The following is a 17561-nucleotide window of genomic DNA, read 5'->3' on the forward strand; positions in this document are numbered from 1 at the left end:
ATTCTTCATTATGCTACGCCTCTGCTTTTTTCTCTAATAATATCAATAATAAATTTTCCGTTTCCTACAAAATATCTTTTAAATAAACGCTTAGGTTCTTGTGATACTCTAAACAACCACTCTAAATTACATTTTTGCATCCACAATGGCGCTCTTTTTAATGTTCCAGAAATAACATCAAAACTTCCACCCACACCCATATATACAGGTATGCTTCCATTTTTTTGGAAGTAATCTACTAGATATTCTTTTTTTGGTGATGTAATTCCAACAAATACAATATCTGGATTTTTTTCATCAATATCTTTTTGAATGTTATCCCATTCATCATCTGAAAAATATCCATTTCTAACACCAACAATATCAATTTTTGGATGCTTATTCTTTATTACATCTGCAGTTTTATGTACAATTTCTTCTTTAGCACCTAAAAGATAAATACTATAACCTTTTTCTTCTGATAAAGCTACTAAATCCATCATTAAGTCAATTCCTGCCACACGTTCTGGTAATGTTCTTTTTAAATATTTACTAGCCAAAACAACTGAAGCTCCATCAGCATTGATAATAACACAGTTGTTAACAATATCTTTTAAACGTTGATTGGTTTGACATAAATTAATTTTATCAGCATTAACTCCCATTAAATGAAGTGGCTTTTTATTTATAATATATTTTTCTACTTCATCGATAGTTTCTTTAACTGTTAATACATCAATATCTATACCTAAAATCTTAATTCTAGACATTTGTTTCACCTCGCTGTTCAGATAGTAAGATATCAACAATTTGTTTACAAGCTGTTCCATCACCATATGGATTAGAGGCATTTGCCATTTTTTTATAAGCTTCTTTATCTTCTATTAATTGTTTGAAATGTGTGTATATAACCGCTTCATCTGTTCCAACTAATTTAAGTGTTCCTGCTTTAACTCCCTCTGGTCTTTCTGTTGTGTCTCGCATAACAAGTACTGGTTTTCCTAAAGAAGGTGCTTCTTCCTGAATACCACCACTATCAGTGAGAATAAGGTAGCTTCTAGCTAGAAAATTATGAAAATCTAGAACTTCTAAAGGTTCAATGATATGTACACGATCGCAATCTCCTAATTCTTCTTTAGCTGCTTGGCGAACGACAGGATTCATGTGTATTGGATAAATTACCTTAACATCCTCATGTTCATCAACAATATGTTTAATTGCTCTAAACATATGATGCATTGGTTCTCCTAAATTTTCTCTTCTATGTGCAGTCAACATGATCAATTTTGAATCCGAAGCCCACACTAACTCTGGATGAGTATAATCTTTTCTGACTGTTGTTTTTAAAGCATCGATTGCTGTATTACCTGTTACATATATATCTTCTTCTTTTTTACCTTCTCTTAATAAGTTATTTTTACTCATTTCAGTAGGAGCAAAGTGATATTTAGCTATAATGCCTACAGCTTGCCTATTAAATTCCTCAGGATAAGGAGAATAAATATCATATGTTCTAAGCCCTGCTTCCACATGTCCAACTGGTATCTGCAAATAATAGCATGCTAATGCTGTAACAAATGTTGTAGAAGTATCCCCATGAACTAAAACTATATCTGGTTTTGTTTCTTCTAGAACATCTTTGATTTTATTCAAAATATTTGTTGTAACATCAAATAAAGTTTGTTTATCTTTCATAATAGACAAATCATAATCAGGCTCCACATTAAATGCCTTTAATACTTGATCAAGCATTTGACGATGCTGTCCTGTTACACATACAATTGTTTCGATTTCTGTCTGCTTTTTCAATTCATTAACCAATGGACACATCTTTATTGCTTCTGGACGTGTACCAAACACTAACATTACTTTTTTCAAAATAATCTCCCTTTCCTAAATGAATATACTTTACGAAATAGATACGTTATAATGCACCTTTTCCATAAATAACACTTTTAATCGTTTTGTAGATAATTATTATATCTAAACCAATACTCCAGTTTCTATAATAATAATCATCCAATTTACACCTATCAATAAAGCCAACATCACTTCTTCCATTGGCTTGCCACATACCTGTTATACCAGGCTTACATCTGATAATAGAATTATAATAAATATCCATATCATCTTTTTCTCTAGGCAAATATGGTCTAGGTCCAACCAAGCTCATATCTCCCTTAAGGACATTAATAAACTGTGGAAATTCATCTAAGGATGTTCTTCTTAAAAAATGTCCTACTTCAGTAATACGTGGATCATTAACCAACTTTTTATTGGTCAAATATTCTTTCCTTATTGCCGGATCTTTCTTCATCAATTCTTCAAGCACTTTTTCTGCATCAGGAATCATAGAACGATATTTATAAATATATATATCCTGTCCATTTTCACCAATTCGCTTTTGCTTAAAGAATATCGGATCTGTATCTCCATTTTTCTTGTTCTTACGAGAAACATATATAGTTAGTGGAATAAGCAACAAACATCCACATATTCCTGCACAAATATCAATAATTCTTTTTAAAACCTTACCTAAAACACCTAATCTTCCTCTTGATGTAGAGATCAATAACTCACCATCAAAGTCATCAATTTTTGAATTAAATGTCATAGTAAAATTAAGTTGTGGTAATACTTTCACATATTGAACTTTATCAAACAATTGTCTAGAGATAACATCTATCTCTTCTTGCGAAGCATCTGGCAATGCTATAATAACTTGATCTATTGGGTTATTATCTAATAAACCATTTAATTCATAATAATCATAAATTTTATATTGTAAATCTTCTTCTAACTCTTCATCTATAGACTCATCAACCTTGACAAAACCTTCTACATTTGTAAGAGCAAATCGATTATTATTTGCGATACGTCCTATACGATATGCTTCTGTTCCTGTACCAATAATCAATGTTTTTCTAGCAAGCCATTTTCTAAATAAAATACGTATCATTCTATTGACAAAAATCGCAAATATAGCCATTAAAAAACCTACTCCCAATATTCTTAAATAGAAGTTTGTTTCTGGATATGCAAAAACAATAGAAATCAACATAAAATAAACAAATGCTTTCAAATCACTTCTAATTTCATCCCATACAAGAGTAGATTGAACTTTATAATGCCCCTGTGCAAACATTATAATTATCCATAATAAGCATAATTGTACATAAAAACATAACGGTAAATCCATAAAAAAATAGAGAAGATAAAAGAAAGCAGTTTCAATACCAATTAAACATAATGCAAAAAAATTCTCTTTCATATATATCCTCTCCCTTTATTTTTCCACCATGGTATTACTAGTATATCATTTTTCCCTTTTCCCTTCAACATAATATGGCAATATGACCAAAAAGTCAATATTTTTATTATACTTAAATATTCCAATTTTCATTAAATTTCTTATTATCCATAAATTATTTTTTGATTGACCACCTGTCACAGGATTAGTGAAATCACTTAGAAAAATCACAAAAATGATTTTAACACCTAAAAATCAGAGTTAAACATATGTTTCATCACATCTTTGTTTTTTCTTTTTTGATATAATAGCTTATGAGGTGATCATAATGTCTATAAATAAAAATAAACGTAAACCAAAAAAGGATTCTATGATGCAAATCATCAATAGATACAGTCATAATCCTAAAGCATGTGTTGGCTATTTCTTCAATATGAAATGGCCTACGGGCTTCTACTGTGAAAAATGTGGATGTGTTCATTATTACTTCTTAGAAAACAGAAATGTTTTTGAATGTGCCAAGTGTGGTCATCAGCATTATCTTTTTGCAGGGACTATCTTTCAAGATAACAAGCTGCCACTTTTCAAGCTCATATTGGGTTTATATTTATTCTTTTCTGCAAATAAAGGCTGCTCCGCAGTAGAAATGGCTTCACAGTTGGATGTCAACTACAAGACAGCACTCAAGCTATGCAGAAAATGTCGTATTCTCATGACATTATCAAACAGTGAAAAGATACTGGATAGCATGTACTATGAAGCAGATACCATCTATATTGGTGCCAAAACAGATGAAAAGCCCAGGAATGGCTACTGAACAGCAGCCAGTATTCATGATAGTATCAACAGACAAGGAAAATGAATATCCCAAATATATCAAGCTTTCAGTCATTCCGGTAGACAATAAGAACTTTATTCATAAGTTCTTTCATATGAGAGCAATAATATCATCTGAAAGAGTATTGAATACAGATGGAAAGACAACATTTTCTGAATTATCAAAGGAACTGACATTAAAATCTGAGAAAATAGTGTACAGTGAAGCAGATCACAGACTCAAATGGCTAAATATCATTGCAGGAAATATCAAGAATAATATTGTTGGGATATATCACGGTGTTACAAAAAGTTCGCTGCCACTCTTTCTGCATGAACAGGAATGGCGCTTCAATCATAGATATACAGGTACACATATAATGGAAAAGATTTCAAAATACATGACAAAATCATTTCCTATAGATTCAGAAAAATTATCCAAAATTTTGGAATTATCTGAATCGTATTTTTCACCTTGTGCTTGATGGTCAATCAAAAATTATTTTATCTACCATTCATAATACATATTTTGATAATATTTAATAACTACACACTTAAAAAATAGATATTATGATATGATATTTTATTTATTCATTTATTTCTTTTTTTCTAGTGATGAGAATAGCAAAAAAATATTTGTTATACCTCGAATTGTTGAAAATAATATATTTAACAGTAAAAACAATTCTATTATAAAGAAAGCAAAAAGAATATAAATTGACATATTTATCTTAAAACCACTAAAAGACATATAGACAAAAATCAAACACAATAGAATAAGTTCAGAAAACACATTGAAACTAAATTGACTTAATAATTGAAGAAATGGATTCAGTTTATCATCCCTATTCTTTTTTATCTTTTCAATCTTTTCTGTTATAGATGGCATTATCATTAATATTGTAATCGTAAACCCGATTAATATCGAAAGAACATTAGGTAAAATTGAAGAAAAATTATCTAAAGCAAGTTTCAATTGATTATTTTTCAAATATATAATCGCATATGTAACACTAATAAATAATGGCATATAAATTTCAAATCGTCTTACCGGTTTATTAATTGATTTAAAATAATATTTTATAATATATATCCATTCAAAATAGAATTTTGCTTTATTGAACATTTTTTACATACCTATACAATAAATCTCTTAACTCAGCCAGAATAAGACTTGATATTATCATACCTCTTTGATTTTTTTCAACATAAACATACTTTTTCATATTCAAATTTAAAGAATCTAATATGATATTATTATTATCAATATCTTTAGCTTGAACTTTAATTCTTTCAATTCTATTTCCAGTTAATTTATCATAGATTTCCTGTATACATTTTTTGGGAATGCTTTGTTTTTTCACCGATTTCATTGAAATAATCGCTTCTTTTCTAATAGATTCTTCGCTCATCATAGATGCATTCAAAAATGAACTTCCCAACATTTTTTTATCAATGGTTACATCAAATGAAATGATTCTTCTTGTATTTTCTAACATGTCTAAAAAATCATCCGAAACAATCGTATTATAAACCAATGCTCCATTAATTGAATATTCATTCAGAGATTTAAAATTATCAATTCTATCTTGAAAATACATTTTTATATTACTAATACTAACACCTCGTGACCCTTCTTCTTTTAGTAGATAGCATTCCTCATCTCCTAAATACATCACAGTATGAGTTAATTCTTTATCACCCTCTTCTAATCTTTTATCTGATTCTCTTTCCATACCTGTTTCACTAGACATATAATCAGGATTATAGTTATACTTACATGATTTAAAAATAACTTCATAATAAAATATATCTTTATGATTTTTCTTTTCTATTTTTTCGATTGATATTGCCTTATTATTTTTTTCATATTTGAATATTTGTTCACTCGCATTTCTTTGACTCAAAAAAACCAAAAATTTTTCAAACTCATCTTTATTAAAAATATAATCTTCATCATCTTTAAATTGTAGTGTATAATACCCTACTTTTTTTCTAACGCTCATTGTATACCCCTTTTCTTTAGTTCTATATACATTATTATACATTTCAATACATTATTTGTAAATTTATACAAAATTAAACAATATAAATCAATAATATATAATTAAATACAATATGCAAAGAAAAAAACCCTATTAAACAATAGTTGACTCTTTCCCATTCAATATCATGAACTAATTCAGTGAGTAAAAAATATGTAAAATGCAAATTAAAATATTATATCTAATAAAAATAATGGTTTTCTTAATCATATTCAATAAATCTAACGATTTCATTATAGTTAACTTCAGTTCATTCACCCAAGCCATCAAAAACATAATCAGTAGAAAAATACATAAGATGAATATCTAATTGCTGACAGATTTTTGCAATATTTTCTGTACCATCTTTGTTAACTTTACGGCATATTTCCACTTCATCTTCAGCTTTATCCACAGCAGTCCATGCTGCACAGTGAATGACTGCATCATACTCACTTGTAATGACTTCTTCCACTTGTTTAGCATTAGTAATATCCATTTCTTCTACATCTACACCAACTGCTTCGATATTTCTTTTTTGACATTCATTAACAATATCATATCCTAATTGTCCTTTAACACCTGTTACCAATACTTTCATTACTCTTCTACTCTACCTTTATCAACATACATCTTTTGGAAATAGTTTTGATATTCTCCTGAAAGAATGTTATGCCACCATTCTTTATTATCAAGATACCATTGAATTGTCTGTTGGATTCCTGTATCAAAGTTATATTTTGGTTTCCATCCTAATTCTGTTTCCAGTTTTGTTGGATCAATCGCATATCTTAAATCATGTCCTTTTCTATCTTCTACATACTTGATTAATGATTCTGGTTTATCTAATGTTTTTAAGATTGTTTTAACAACCTGAAGATTTGTTCTTTCACTATGTCCACCTACATTATAGACTTCTCCAACCCTTCCATTTCTAATGATTAAATCAATAGCCACACAATGATCATAAACATGTAACCAATCTCTCACATTTTCTCCTGTTCCATAAACTGGTAATGATTCATCAGCTAATGCTCTTGAAATCATTAATGGAATAAGTTTTTCTGGAAAATGATATGGTCCATAGTTATTAGAACATCTGCTGATTGTGACAGGTAAACCATATGTTCTATGATATGCTAACACAAATAAATCAGCAGCAGCTTTAGATGAACTGTATGGACTAGATGTATGTAATGGTGTTTCTTCTGTAAAGAACAAGTCTGGTCTATCTAATGGTAAATCACCATAGACTTCATCAGTTGATACCTGATGATATCTTTTGATTCCATATTGATTACATGCATCTAATAATGTTGTTGTTCCCATAACATTTGTTCTGACAAAACTTTCAGGATCTTCAATACTTCTATCAACATGTGACTCAGCTGCAAAGTTGACAACAACATCAAATTTTTCTTTTTCAAATAGATCAAAGATAAACTTTCTATCAGCAATATCACCTTTGATAAACTTATAATTAGGTTTTCCTTCTACTGGTTTACATGTTTCTAAGTTACCAGCATAAGTTAATAAATCTAAATTGACAATCATATCTTCTGGATATTTATTCACCATATAATGAACAAAGTTACCACCAATAAATCCTGCTCCACCTGTGACTAATATTTTCATATCTCATCTCTCATCTTTAACATTTCATCATTTTAATTCTTTAATAACATTTAAAACTTCTACTAAAAAAATTATTCAAGTTATATAAGATAAATAACTATATTTTTTTAGATATCCATCCATTTAAATATGCTATTTCTTCTAAACATGCAACGTTTTCATGAAAAATCATCTCTATATTTTTCACAAAATTTGTTGCTTCATTTAATGAATTATGTGTGCCTATATCAAACCATGTAATCTTATCGTCCAATAAAATCACTTCTAATTCTCCATTATCCAGATATGTTCTATTTAAATCTGTTATTTCAAATTCTCCTCTTTCACTAGGGCAAATATTCTTTGCATATTCTATAACTTTATTATCATAAAAATATAATCCAGTTACTGCATAATTTGATTTAGGATAATTAGGTTTTTCCTCAATAGAAATAGCCTCCCCATTATCGCTTAACTCTATTACTCCAAATCGTTTAGGATTTTCAACATGATATCCAAAAACAACAGCACCTAAAACAATTGATGTGGCTCTTTCTAAATATTCAGTTAATGTCTGACCATAAAAAAGATTATCGCCTAAAATAAGAGCACAACCATCACCATTAAGGAACTCTTCCCCTAATAAAAGAGCTTGAGTCAACCCTCTTGGAGATTCTTGTACTTTATATTGTAAATCAATACCAAATTGATGTCCACTTCCTAATAATTCTTCAAATTTCGGTGTACTTTCAGGTGTTGAAATAATTAAAATTTCTTTAATTTTTGCTTTCATTAAAATACTCAATGGATAAAAGATCATCGGTTTATCAAAAACTGGCAACAAATGCTTGTTTACACCTTTTGTAAGAGGATAAAGTCTTTTTCCATTTCCACCGGCCATAACAATCCCTTTCATAGCTACTTCCCTCCAATTTCAAAGATATATAGAACCTTATGAAAATCACATCATGCTACTTAACCTTCATTATTCATATATCATCATTTTTTCTCTTAATTCAAGTATAATTTGATTATCAAAAACTTTCAATATTTAATAAAAAAATCACCTCATCTTGAAGTGATTCTCTATTCATAAGCTCCTTTGATTAAACCTTTGTGTTTTTGATACTTTGTCATAATTGTATACATAATACAATAAATCACAAGGGCTGCTAAAATTCCTAACAATGCTCCTCCTGTATCAATTAAACAGTCTGTAAAACTAGCTCCTCTTCCATCAACAAACATTTGATGAAATTCATCAGTTAATGCATATCCAAAAGAGAATAAAGCCGTTAAGAACATTCTTAATGTCATACTCATATTAAATGTAAATAAAACAATCATGACATTAATACTTAATATAAAATATATACTCATATGTGCTAATTTTCTAAAAAACAGCTCTATCAAAGCATAATGTTCTGGAGTAATAGATATTGTTAAATCTTTACCAGTAAAATGATACACAGCTTTATTAAAAACCTGTACACAAAAATCACTTAATTCATGTGATGTCACACCTGTATCCATTGAAAATCTAAAAATAACAATCATCCAAATCAATGTTGTTAGTATAGCAATAATTCTTAATCTGACTTTTACCTTGGGATTCATCATATCCCCTCCTATCTTGATAGCATTATAATTATCTTTATCATAAATATCAAGATAATTATTCTTAAGAATTTCTTAATCTTATAGAATTAAAATACAAATTGAATATTAACTTTTGAATTTTACTATGATTGCTTTCTCCATACGCTATTTGTATTGATAATTTAAATAATCGTAGGGTTGAGATATACCTTTAAAGTTATTTTATGGTGTCTTTTTTCATAAAAAAACTCACTAAATTTCTGATTATCTTTTCATAAGCTGGTAAATGTCGGTATAGCCTGTATTTTAGGGCTTTATCGGCATTTTCTGTTTGGAAGATACATTGCAAAAGCTGGCATTTACCAGCATGAAAATGCAACCAAAAGTAGTAAATGAGTAGTACAATCACCGATTTAAGAAGCAAGAGCCAGCCTTTCAAGTTCTGCTTTTGCTGAATTGAAAGTACCGTGTGCGTAGTACCCTAATGTCATGGTGATGTTTGCGTGTCCCATGATGTATTGCAGGGTGTTCGGGTTCATTCCTTTGTTTGCCATGTTCGTGCAGTAGGTATGTCTGAATGAGTGTGGTGTGATGTTTGGTAGCTGGTCTTTATGTGTCTTGTTGTATTTCTTCACAAGCCCACGCAACATACTTTCATAGTTTCCAGCCACTTTAGGGAAGCCCTTTTGGTTTAGGAACAGGAAATTGCTGTAACCGCCTATGATGATAGGCTCTGCCTTTCCTCTGTTCTGTAACACTCGCTTAAAGGCTTGATAGGCTCTTTCTGTCATTGGAAGCTGGCGTTCTCCTTTTTTGGTCTTAGGCGTTTCAATGTAGTAGCCGATTTCGCTGTCTTTCAATAGCTGGTGGTCTACATTGATGATACGGTTCACCATATCAATATGGACTGTCAGACCGCAAAATTCAGAAATACGAAGCCCTGTTTCCAGAAGAATAACCACTTCATCATAATACTTGCTGTACGTCTTGTCCTGTTCCATAAAGGCAAGCATTTTTTCTTCCTGCTCTGGCGTGAGAATGACTTTAGGTTCTGAATTATCTTCCAGAACGTCACTCAATTTGAAGCTGAAAGGATTTTTTCTGATACAGTCGTCCTCAATCGCCATATAGAATGACGCTTTCAGAGAACGCTTGTAATTGCTAATCGTCTTGTAGGAAAAGCCATTCTCATACATTCGCATAGCCCATTCCTTACCGTCCGATAGCTTCACCGTATCAATGCTCCTTGCACCCAGAGGGTCGTTTTCCAGAATTTTCATAAGGTACTGGCGACCTTTTTCTGTATTGCGTTTCACATTTTTTCTCTGGCTGTTCTTCTTTGCGTAGAGCTGGCAGACTGTCATTTTCCCACCTATGGTATTGATACCGTCGGCAAGGTCTTTCTTAATCTGCTTTTCTTTTTCTCTCAACGACAAATCTTCACGTTTCCCAGCAGGTGTCTTGTCTGTTGGAACAAGTTTCCAAGCATACTTAAACTGTGGTTTCCCGTATATATCGGTATATTTGTAAACGTATCTTCCGTCTTTTCTCTGGCTCTCTCCAAGTCGTAAATTGCGTCCCTTATTGTCTTTTCTTTTTACATTAGACATAGTGCGAAGCTCCTTTCCGTCAAGGAATGAGCCGTTGATACGCTATATTTTATTATACCATATCTACGGCTCGCTGACATTAGATTTCGTCCAATGTATCAATGATTTTTTCAAACTGTTTTCGCTTAATCTGCACACGGTTTCCGTTCACAATTACCCAGCCAGCGTCGAGATTTTCCTCTGCCAGCTTACGCAGTTTCTTTTCCCCGATACGGAAGTATTTTGACGCTTCTTCGATAGTCAACGTATATTTTTCCCAGATAGGCACATCAGTATTGTTTATCATATATAAGCACCCCCTTTACTGTGTGTCTTTTGGAAGCAGACAGACGGCTCTGGAAAAGCTCCGCTGGTATCTCAACCAATCTCATTCCTATGAGCAAAACCACCTCTGGGACGTATCATTATCCTGTGAATACAGGTCGTGGCAAAGCGACTTTTCCAACGGTCACTCTCGGATCACTGCATGGGTCGCTCGCTCTCTTTTGGAAAGGTCATGGCGTACAGTCCCCGTGGCTCGCTGTATCACAAACGTATCTGTCTGCTTTATTCACTTGTCAAAGAACAACAACGGCTGTTTATACGCCTGTCAAAGCCCATATAAATACAAAGCTATATAGACTTTGAAAGATGTATAAATCCCAGAGAGGACGCAGGAAAGGGGGTAATGCGTCACTCTGTAATGGGACGTAGATTTACGCCACTTTGAAATTAAGCACCTGCTCAATCAGCTTTGCTTCCAGACGGCTACGCATATCCTCGTCAACGGTGGTATGAGGATTGCCGTATTCGTCAATGCTTGTTCGCATGGACAAGCGGGCAATATAAGGCTCGTAATGGGACAATACAACATTCATAGCCAGAATATCGCCCTGTGAAGCTGAAACGATAACAGGGTAAGGCAGTAAGCCATTGCCTTTATGTACCGCTTTATTCTTCATGCTGTTTTTCCTCCATTCTTTTTCTGACTTTTTCAAATCCTCTTTGACGCTTATAGTTCACTGTACGGCGTACAATTTTCAGCAGGTCGGCAATCTCGCCGTCGTTGAAGCCTAAACCGTAGAGCAACAAGATAAAGCGTTCTTCTTCAGAAAGTTCCTGCAACGCTTCACTCAACAGCTCATTCTTGATTTTCACGTCGTAGCCCATGACTTTGTAAAGGTCATAGTCCGTGGAATAATCGTCATAAGTAGCGAGTTCCGCAAGCTGTTCTGGCGTGAGTTCTGAAAAGGAAACCTGTACGTCATTCAAATGCTGGTAATGCTTTTGAATGTTGATAGCTTCATTCTTCAAAATCTTCTTACAGTAACAGTCAAAGACTTTCTGTACATCTTCTGGAGAAGTGGGTCTGTTCACATTTTCACCTCCTTTCGTTTGTCAAAAGGTGGTGATTGTAACCGCTCCTTCCCCCTTTCCGTCATTAATACAAATGAGAGGGTACGAGCTGGCAAAGTTTGAAAAAGAAATCCAGAAAAAACAAAAAAGCCCAAGAAGTTGTAATAACCTCGTTGAGCTTTAGTGAATATAATCGACAGATAGTGAGGAAATTCTACACGGAAATAGCTGTAAACTCCCTTAACGTGGATTGAATTTTTTTTGATGATTTTCTTTTATGCGCTCCTGTCATTCGTAATCCTCCCGTGAAGAAACCGCCTTGCCAAAATAAGGCAAATTTCAACAGGATAAGCATAAAAGATAAATCCGTCCTAATTCCGTCCAAATCCCTGTTTTTCAGCAGGAACTAAAAAAAGGCTATCACACCCAGCATAAATGCCGTGATTGCGATAACCTTGTGTATCAGATAATCTCTGTATTTTCTTTAATAAGCTGGCGAATATCGTCCTGCTTTGCTGGCGGTACTTGACTGATGAAGTCCTCTATCCATTTATCAATCTGTTCATAAACATTTTCATCTTCATAATATTCTGGATAGCCTTTCAGAATATCGAACTCCCTGTCTGTACGTTCTGCTTCCTTACACGCCATTTCTAAATGCTCACTAATCAATTCCTGCGTGTAGGAAGAATAACCAAGAACGGTTGTGATGTATGTGATACGCTCAAAATCTGCTTGTGTCATGGCTTCCTTGCCTGTCAGTAAGTTGTAGTCATGCTGTCCGCATAGAGACAGAAACACTTCCTTTTGCTTCTCCGCTTGAACCATAATAGCCACTCCTAAATCCTTAAAATTTTAGCTGTCTGCTGGCAGTACAGATAAATTCCTCTGGAGTAGGTGTACTGTTGCCAAACATACGCCTAAACTCTGCCTGCTGGTCTGGGTCGTCACTATTCATTACCGCTATGATTTTATCCTGTATCTGTTCACGGACTTCTGAAACAGAAAGCCCATGTAGACGAGCCATTTCTTTTATCATTTTCCTGCTGTCCCTTTTACTGAATTTCATCATATCTCTAATGCACCTCTTTTCTAAAATGTATATTCTATCAAAATTAAATAAAACTATAACTGTTGGAATAGATACCTTTATCAGTCTATTATAAAGCATTTTTGCAAAGGTTACAATGTATAAGAATAGATTTTTTGAAAGGAGTGTGTCAGTTATATGGAGCTTGACTATAAAGCTATCGGCAAAAGAATTAAGATTGCCAGAATTAAAAAGAACCTTACTCAAGAAACCGTTGCTGACAAAATAGGCGTTACTCCACAGCACGTAAGCAATATAGAAACAGGTAATACATCAGTCAGTTTAACAACTTTGGTCGCTATTGCCAATACACTGACGGTATCAGTTGACGAATTGCTATGTGATACAGTTTTAACTTCAAAGCCTGTCTTTGAGAAAGAAGCAAAGGAGATACTGGAAGATTGTAACGAATATGAAATCCGTGTGCTGGTAGATGTTTTGAAAGCAACCAAAACTTCCATGCGAACCGTAAAAATGTTTGAAGCAAAATTAAATGAGGACAAATAAAACCGTAGCGTGCAGATCACAATAGATTGTGAAATACAGCTACGGTTTTTCTTCTCCGCTGAATTTATATCCCACACCCCAGACAGTGATGATGTATCGTGGATTGTCTGGGTGTGGTTCGATTTTCAGTCTTAACTTTCTGATGAACGAGGAAAGATTGCTTGCGTCTGGTGCATTGTCATATCCCCATACTTTTTCGTAAATTTGTTCTTTTGTGAATACCTGTCCTTTGTGGCTGGAAAGGAAATATAATAGGTCAAATTCTTTAGCTGTCAGATAGACAGATTTTCCATTCTCATTTACAAAAGTCCTAGTGTATAAATTCAAATAGAATTTTGTCTTGCTAGGTTTTATTAACTCAGGAGAATTATTAAGTTTAGACGTTAGCCACTCAACGGTTTGTTGAAATATTTTTTCTTCATTTTCAGAAAACTCAATCACTAATATTTTCCCATATCATCACCAACTTTCACCAAATAATTAATAATCATTTTAATCCAGTCTATTTTTATCCCTCTATTTTCATAGAACCAATATCACATACTACACTTGCAATACAGGCAATAATATGACTGATTAAAATGGCTAACCAAATTCCAGTTAAACCACTTCCTAAACTTGCGAAAATATATGCTAATGGAATACGGATAACAATATAGTAAAAAATCATAAGTATCATACTTCTTGTTGGTTTTCCAAGTCCATTTAATGTACCTAGACAACAGCTTGTAATTGTGTAAAGAACATAGCCTATGCTGACTATCGTAAAATACTGATTAACAATAACTGCTACATTATCACTTGCCACAAAAAGCCCTGCTAATTGTTTGGAGAAAACAATAATAATCAGTGATAGTATAATTAAAGTGATACTTCCATATTTCAAAGATAATTTTAAATAATCTTTAGCTCTATCAATTCGTTTTCCGCCTATACATTGTCCAACTATTGAAGTCAATACCATATTTAATGCCATAGCTGGATAGAATAGTATGGTTTCTAATTTTCCTGTTACACCATAACCGGCAATAGCTGAAATACCATAACCGCTTACTAATGCGGTCAGAAAAGTCGTGCTAATAGCGGGAATACTCTGCTGAATAACCGACGGCACAGCATTTTTAATAAGTGGCATAATTTCCGATTTATCAAAATCAGATAGAGTAAACTTAAATAATTTCTTTTTTGAAATATAGATACACATAAAAATCAAGCAGATAATTTGTGAGGTCAATGTTGCAATAGCCGCACCATGAAATCCAATTATTTTAATAAGTATAGGGTCTAAAATTGCATTAAGTAGGGTAGATACAAGCATTGCAACAGCTTGAAACATTGTATTTCCGAAACTTCTTAAAACCGCTGTGAAATATAAATATAAATAGACAGCTACATAACCTAAGATATAAATAGACAAGTAGCTTCGTGCCATATCAAATATTTCATCTGGCGTATTCAAAGCAGTTAAAATAGGGTTTAAAAATACTTCTAATAAAATTGTAATCAGTATTGAAAATATTACAGACACAAAAAATGAAGTAGATAATACACGATTTTTCTTTGTGTCTTTTTTTGCTCCGATTGCTTGCGATAAAAGAATAGAAACACCATTTGTTGCCCCCATACCGATTGAGGTTAAAATCAAGATTATAGGTGTAGAATTTGTAAGTGCCGCATAGGCTTGTTCTCCTAATAAGTTCCCAATCCAAAGACTATCCACTAAATTGTATGCCATATTTAAAAACATAGCGACAATCATTGGAAGGGTCATGGATAATAAACATTTTTTTGTATCTCCATTAATAAAGTCTATCTTACTATTCATAATAAGTCCTCCGTTATTGAATGAACATCATTCATATTTAGCATTTAAATATTCCCTGCTTTAAGCAGGGGATATATCAAAAATTAAATAATTTATTAAAAAAGGCTTTTATTTTGTCACTTTTTTCATTTAAAGCAATTTCATTATTCATCAATATTCCTAACTGACCAAAAACACAAAAACTCGCACACGTTTCTGGATCAGAAATATTTATCTCATGATTTTGATTAGCTCGAATAATTATTTCTTTAACAATAGGAGTTAGCTTTTTACAAACACATAAAACAAGTAAATCATGAAAATTTTTATTTTGATTATCATGAAACATTTGATAGTAAGTATCACTTTCGTGTTCTGAAAAAAGCGTCATTTTATTAAGGATTTCCTTTAAAGTGTCTTGTTTTATGTCGATATCTTTTGTCATTTTAGAAATTAACATATTTGCATACTCATCTAAAGCTGTTTGGAATAGAACATCTTTAGACGGGAAATATCTATAACAAAGTCCTTGAGCAACGCCTATTTCTCTTGCAATATCAGAAATTGATGTTTTTTCAAAACCGTTTTGTGCGAATAGCTTCATTGCTGTTTCCAAAATTTCTTGTTTTCTTTCTTCTGGTTCTTTTGAAATACGCATTATTACACACCTCCTTTTTCATCGTAATGTCTTGGACGTTACATGTCAATGACTAATATTCAGTCATTTTCGTGCTATTGTTAAACTAGAAGTATTGCTAATATGTTCCCACAATACTGTACAAAAATCTTTTGATAATAGATTTTCCATTTCCTTTTTTGAGTATATTTTCACATCACCACTTTTACTATGCTTCATGTAAAAATTCATAATTTGTCTGGCTCCTGCTGGTTGCCAACAGTCGCCAATAATGAAAAGTCCACCTTTTTTTAATACCCGTGATACTTCTTTTACTACTTTATCCGGTGAGGGGTAATGATGAAATGAGTCATTACATATCACCGTATCAAATAAGCTATCTTCAAAAGGTAGATTTTCAGCATCTCCAATGTATAATTTCGCATTATCGCCAATCTTTTTTTTGGCTTCTTCAATCATATTGGGAGATAAGTCTATTCCAGATAACTGTTTTGTAATATTCAAGTTAAATATACTTTCTAACAAAGCTCCTGTTCCACACCCTAAATCAAGAAGTGAACCAACATGTTCTTCCTGCTTCAGTTTTTTTAAAATTGGAGCATATAAATTTCTTGCATGTTCACCTACCATATCAGTATCATAAGATATAGCCTGCTTGTCGAAAGTTTTTTTTGAATTTTCCTTATTTTGGTTCATAGTATCGCTCCTTTCGTAGGTTATTATACAGCACGAGTGAACGATTGTCAATGAATAATGTTCATTCAATGAGATAGAACCGCTAATACTAATAACAAACCTATTTATCTATCGTTCTATTATTTTCCTATCTGCCCGTTAATGAAAATATCTATATTATTAATTAAAAGTTTTGCTGTTGATAAAAAGATTTCGTTGTACTTCTTTATGAAAAGAATAAATTAAATATGCTTTAGATATGAAATGATGTAAAATAGGATTTAAAGTCAATCACAAAAATTGAACGCTAGAAATAAAAATAGCATGATATGATTTCATAGGAATCTGCATAACTTCAAAAATAATAACATAATCATAATGTAGTTCATTATGAACTTAATAAAAAAGTTTTAATTCTAGATTAGATATCTTTCTAGTGAATAAAAAAACAAATACAAAGAAGAGATTTATTATTTGATTATTTTGATACTATATTCTTAGAACTCGTATAAAATATTCATGGATAATTTAGTATCTACCTTTTCTTGCAGACCAATCTTGGAAACTCAGTACAAAAATCTGAGCGTACGAGTAAAATTAAAAGATGGAACTTAAACAGAA

General features: G+C 32.2%; 21 protein-coding genes. 3 read left to right on the forward strand and 18 right to left on the reverse strand.

The window, feature by feature from the left end; translation table 11 throughout:
• Positions 1–8 precede the first annotated feature (8 nt).
• Genes ACGHJ8_RS10155 through ACGHJ8_RS10165 form a run of 3 tightly spaced genes read right to left on the reverse strand, consistent with a single transcriptional unit; the run spans position 9 to position 3250 of the window.
• Complete coding sequence (locus ACGHJ8_RS10155; protein WP_390540173.1) at positions 9–749, reverse strand: WecB/TagA/CpsF family glycosyltransferase; 741 nt, start codon at positions 747–749, stop codon at positions 9–11.
• A complete protein-coding gene (wecB, locus tag ACGHJ8_RS10160) occupies positions 742–1857 on the reverse strand; it encodes a non-hydrolyzing UDP-N-acetylglucosamine 2-epimerase (RefSeq protein ID WP_390540175.1) in 1116 nt (371 codons plus the stop codon). Before wecB ends, ACGHJ8_RS10155 begins: the two co-directional genes overlap by 8 nt.
• Before the next feature lie 46 nt (positions 1858–1903).
• Positions 1904–3250, reverse strand: coding sequence for an exopolysaccharide biosynthesis polyprenyl glycosylphosphotransferase (locus ACGHJ8_RS10165; RefSeq protein WP_390540177.1), 1347 nt, complete (start codon positions 3248–3250; stop codon positions 1904–1906).
• A 307-nt stretch (positions 3251–3557) separates the two neighbouring features.
• Here ACGHJ8_RS10165 and ACGHJ8_RS10170 point away from each other — a divergent pair, with 307 nt between their 5' ends.
• Together ACGHJ8_RS10170 and ACGHJ8_RS10175 are read left to right on the forward strand one after the other, a co-directional pair.
• Positions 3558–4046 carry a transposase gene (locus ACGHJ8_RS10170; RefSeq protein WP_390540179.1) on the forward strand — a complete coding sequence of 163 codons (489 nt, stop codon included), beginning with the start codon at positions 3558–3560 and terminating at the stop codon, positions 4044–4046.
• Positions 4036–4530: a transposase gene (locus ACGHJ8_RS10175; protein ID WP_390540181.1), complete on the forward strand. Its 495-nt coding sequence runs from the start codon at positions 4036–4038 to the stop codon at positions 4528–4530. Before ACGHJ8_RS10170 ends, ACGHJ8_RS10175 begins: the two co-directional genes overlap by 11 nt.
• Before the next feature lie 630 nt (positions 4531–5160).
• On the opposite strand, the gene ACGHJ8_RS10180 is transcribed toward ACGHJ8_RS10175, so the two are convergent.
• The 11 genes from ACGHJ8_RS10180 to ACGHJ8_RS10230 all read right to left on the reverse strand — a co-directional run bounded on the left by ACGHJ8_RS10180 (position 5161) and on the right by ACGHJ8_RS10230 (position 13299).
• On the reverse strand, positions 5161–6051 hold the full coding sequence (locus ACGHJ8_RS10180; RefSeq protein ID WP_390540183.1) for a hypothetical protein: 891 nt from the start codon (positions 6049–6051) through the stop codon (positions 5161–5163).
• A 289-nt stretch (positions 6052–6340) separates the two neighbouring features.
• Positions 6341–6670, reverse strand: a complete 330-nt coding sequence (locus ACGHJ8_RS10185) for an SDR family oxidoreductase (protein ID WP_390540185.1) — start codon at positions 6668–6670, stop codon at positions 6341–6343.
• Entirely contained in the window at positions 6670–7704 is a 1035-nt protein-coding gene (rfbB, locus tag ACGHJ8_RS10190) for a dTDP-glucose 4,6-dehydratase (protein ID WP_390540187.1), read from the reverse strand. Before rfbB ends, ACGHJ8_RS10185 begins: the two co-directional genes overlap by 1 nt.
• 97 nt (positions 7705–7801) lie before the next feature.
• Positions 7802–8599, reverse strand: a complete 798-nt coding sequence (rfbA, locus tag ACGHJ8_RS10195; RefSeq protein ID WP_390540189.1) for a glucose-1-phosphate thymidylyltransferase RfbA — start codon at positions 8597–8599, stop codon at positions 7802–7804.
• A 170-nt stretch (positions 8600–8769) separates the two neighbouring features.
• Positions 8770–9303 (reverse strand): VanZ family protein, encoded by a 534-nt coding sequence (locus ACGHJ8_RS10200; protein WP_390540191.1) that lies wholly within the window; start codon positions 9301–9303, stop codon positions 8770–8772.
• A gap of 392 nt (positions 9304–9695) precedes the next feature.
• Positions 9696–10892 carry a tyrosine-type recombinase/integrase gene (locus tag ACGHJ8_RS10205; RefSeq protein ID WP_301947467.1) on the reverse strand — a complete coding sequence of 399 codons (1197 nt, stop codon included), beginning with the start codon at positions 10890–10892 and terminating at the stop codon, positions 9696–9698.
• Positions 10893–10971: 79 nt separating this feature from the next.
• The gene (locus tag ACGHJ8_RS10210) at positions 10972–11175 is read right to left on the reverse strand and encodes an excisionase (RefSeq protein ID WP_021421702.1); all 204 of its coding nucleotides are present in this window, start codon (positions 11173–11175) and stop codon (positions 10972–10974) included.
• Between the two features lie 412 nt (positions 11176–11587).
• Positions 11588–11833 carry a helix-turn-helix domain-containing protein gene (locus tag ACGHJ8_RS10215; RefSeq protein ID WP_390540193.1) on the reverse strand — a complete coding sequence of 82 codons (246 nt, stop codon included), beginning with the start codon at positions 11831–11833 and terminating at the stop codon, positions 11588–11590.
• A complete protein-coding gene (locus ACGHJ8_RS10220) occupies positions 11823–12248 on the reverse strand; it encodes an RNA polymerase sigma factor (protein ID WP_390540195.1) in 426 nt (141 codons plus the stop codon). The genes ACGHJ8_RS10215 and ACGHJ8_RS10220 overlap by 11 nt, the downstream gene beginning before the upstream one ends.
• Before the next feature lie 441 nt (positions 12249–12689).
• Entirely contained in the window at positions 12690–13055 is a 366-nt protein-coding gene (locus ACGHJ8_RS10225) for a hypothetical protein (protein ID WP_089701510.1), read from the reverse strand.
• A 19-nt stretch (positions 13056–13074) separates the two neighbouring features.
• Positions 13075–13299 (reverse strand): hypothetical protein, encoded by a 225-nt coding sequence (locus ACGHJ8_RS10230; protein ID WP_025189641.1) that lies wholly within the window; start codon positions 13297–13299, stop codon positions 13075–13077.
• A gap of 156 nt (positions 13300–13455) precedes the next feature.
• Here ACGHJ8_RS10230 and ACGHJ8_RS10235 point away from each other — a divergent pair, with 156 nt between their 5' ends.
• A complete protein-coding gene (locus ACGHJ8_RS10235; protein ID WP_390540197.1) occupies positions 13456–13824 on the forward strand; it encodes a helix-turn-helix domain-containing protein in 369 nt (122 codons plus the stop codon).
• Between the two features lie 39 nt (positions 13825–13863).
• Here the strand turns inward: ACGHJ8_RS10235 and ACGHJ8_RS10240 are convergent, their stop codons facing one another.
• From ACGHJ8_RS10240 to ACGHJ8_RS10255, 4 genes are all read right to left on the reverse strand, one after another.
• Entirely contained in the window at positions 13864–14265 is a 402-nt protein-coding gene (locus ACGHJ8_RS10240; RefSeq protein ID WP_390540199.1) for a helix-turn-helix domain-containing protein, read from the reverse strand.
• Between the two features lie 67 nt (positions 14266–14332).
• Positions 14333–15649 carry an MATE family efflux transporter gene (locus ACGHJ8_RS10245; protein WP_090124786.1) on the reverse strand — a complete coding sequence of 439 codons (1317 nt, stop codon included), beginning with the start codon at positions 15647–15649 and terminating at the stop codon, positions 14333–14335.
• 76 nt (positions 15650–15725) lie between these two features.
• Positions 15726–16286 carry a TetR/AcrR family transcriptional regulator gene (locus ACGHJ8_RS10250; protein WP_390540201.1) on the reverse strand — a complete coding sequence of 187 codons (561 nt, stop codon included), beginning with the start codon at positions 16284–16286 and terminating at the stop codon, positions 15726–15728.
• A gap of 63 nt (positions 16287–16349) precedes the next feature.
• Positions 16350–16961 carry a class I SAM-dependent methyltransferase gene (locus ACGHJ8_RS10255; protein WP_390540203.1) on the reverse strand — a complete coding sequence of 204 codons (612 nt, stop codon included), beginning with the start codon at positions 16959–16961 and terminating at the stop codon, positions 16350–16352.
• Positions 16962–17561: the final 600 nt, after the last annotated feature.

This window comes from Massiliimicrobium timonense (assembly GCF_042850985.1).
Classification (GTDB): Bacteria; Bacillota_I; Bacilli_A; order Erysipelotrichales; family Coprobacillaceae; genus Allocoprobacillus.

Coding starts and splice junctions, on each gene's coding strand:
- ACGHJ8_RS10155 (WP_390540173.1), bottom strand. CDS start 749: ATGTCTAGAATTAAGATTTTAGGTATAGATATTGATGTATTAACAGTT.
- ACGHJ8_RS10165 (WP_390540177.1), bottom strand. CDS start 3,250: ATGAAAGAGAATTTTTTTGCATTATGTTTAATTGGTATTGAAACTGCT.
- ACGHJ8_RS10170 (WP_390540179.1), top strand. CDS start 3,558: ATGTCTATAAATAAAAATAAACGTAAACCAAAAAAGGATTCTATGATG.
- ACGHJ8_RS10175 (WP_390540181.1), top strand. CDS start 4,036: ATGGCTACTGAACAGCAGCCAGTATTCATGATAGTATCAACAGACAAG.
- ACGHJ8_RS10180 (WP_390540183.1), bottom strand. CDS start 6,051: ATGAGCGTTAGAAAAAAAGTAGGGTATTATACACTACAATTTAAAGAT.
- ACGHJ8_RS10185 (WP_390540185.1), bottom strand. CDS start 6,670: ATGAAAGTATTGGTAACAGGTGTTAAAGGACAATTAGGATATGATATT.
- rfbB (WP_390540187.1), bottom strand. CDS start 7,704: ATGAAAATATTAGTCACAGGTGGAGCAGGATTTATTGGTGGTAACTTT.
- rfbA (WP_390540189.1), bottom strand. CDS start 8,599: ATGAAAGGGATTGTTATGGCCGGTGGAAATGGAAAAAGACTTTATCCT.
- ACGHJ8_RS10200 (WP_390540191.1), bottom strand. CDS start 9,303: ATGATGAATCCCAAGGTAAAAGTCAGATTAAGAATTATTGCTATACTA.
- ACGHJ8_RS10205 (WP_301947467.1), bottom strand. CDS start 10,892: ATGTCTAATGTAAAAAGAAAAGACAATAAGGGACGCAATTTACGACTT.
- ACGHJ8_RS10215 (WP_390540193.1), bottom strand. CDS start 11,833: ATGAAGAATAAAGCGGTACATAAAGGCAATGGCTTACTGCCTTACCCT.
- ACGHJ8_RS10225 (WP_089701510.1), bottom strand. CDS start 13,055: ATGGTTCAAGCGGAGAAGCAAAAGGAAGTGTTTCTGTCTCTATGCGGA.
- ACGHJ8_RS10230 (WP_025189641.1), bottom strand. CDS start 13,299: ATGATGAAATTCAGTAAAAGGGACAGCAGGAAAATGATAAAAGAAATG.
- ACGHJ8_RS10235 (WP_390540197.1), top strand. CDS start 13,456: ATGGAGCTTGACTATAAAGCTATCGGCAAAAGAATTAAGATTGCCAGA.
- ACGHJ8_RS10245 (WP_090124786.1), bottom strand. CDS start 15,649: ATGAATAGTAAGATAGACTTTATTAATGGAGATACAAAAAAATGTTTA.
- ACGHJ8_RS10250 (WP_390540201.1), bottom strand. CDS start 16,286: ATGCGTATTTCAAAAGAACCAGAAGAAAGAAAACAAGAAATTTTGGAA.
- ACGHJ8_RS10255 (WP_390540203.1), bottom strand. CDS start 16,961: ATGAACCAAAATAAGGAAAATTCAAAAAAAACTTTCGACAAGCAGGCT.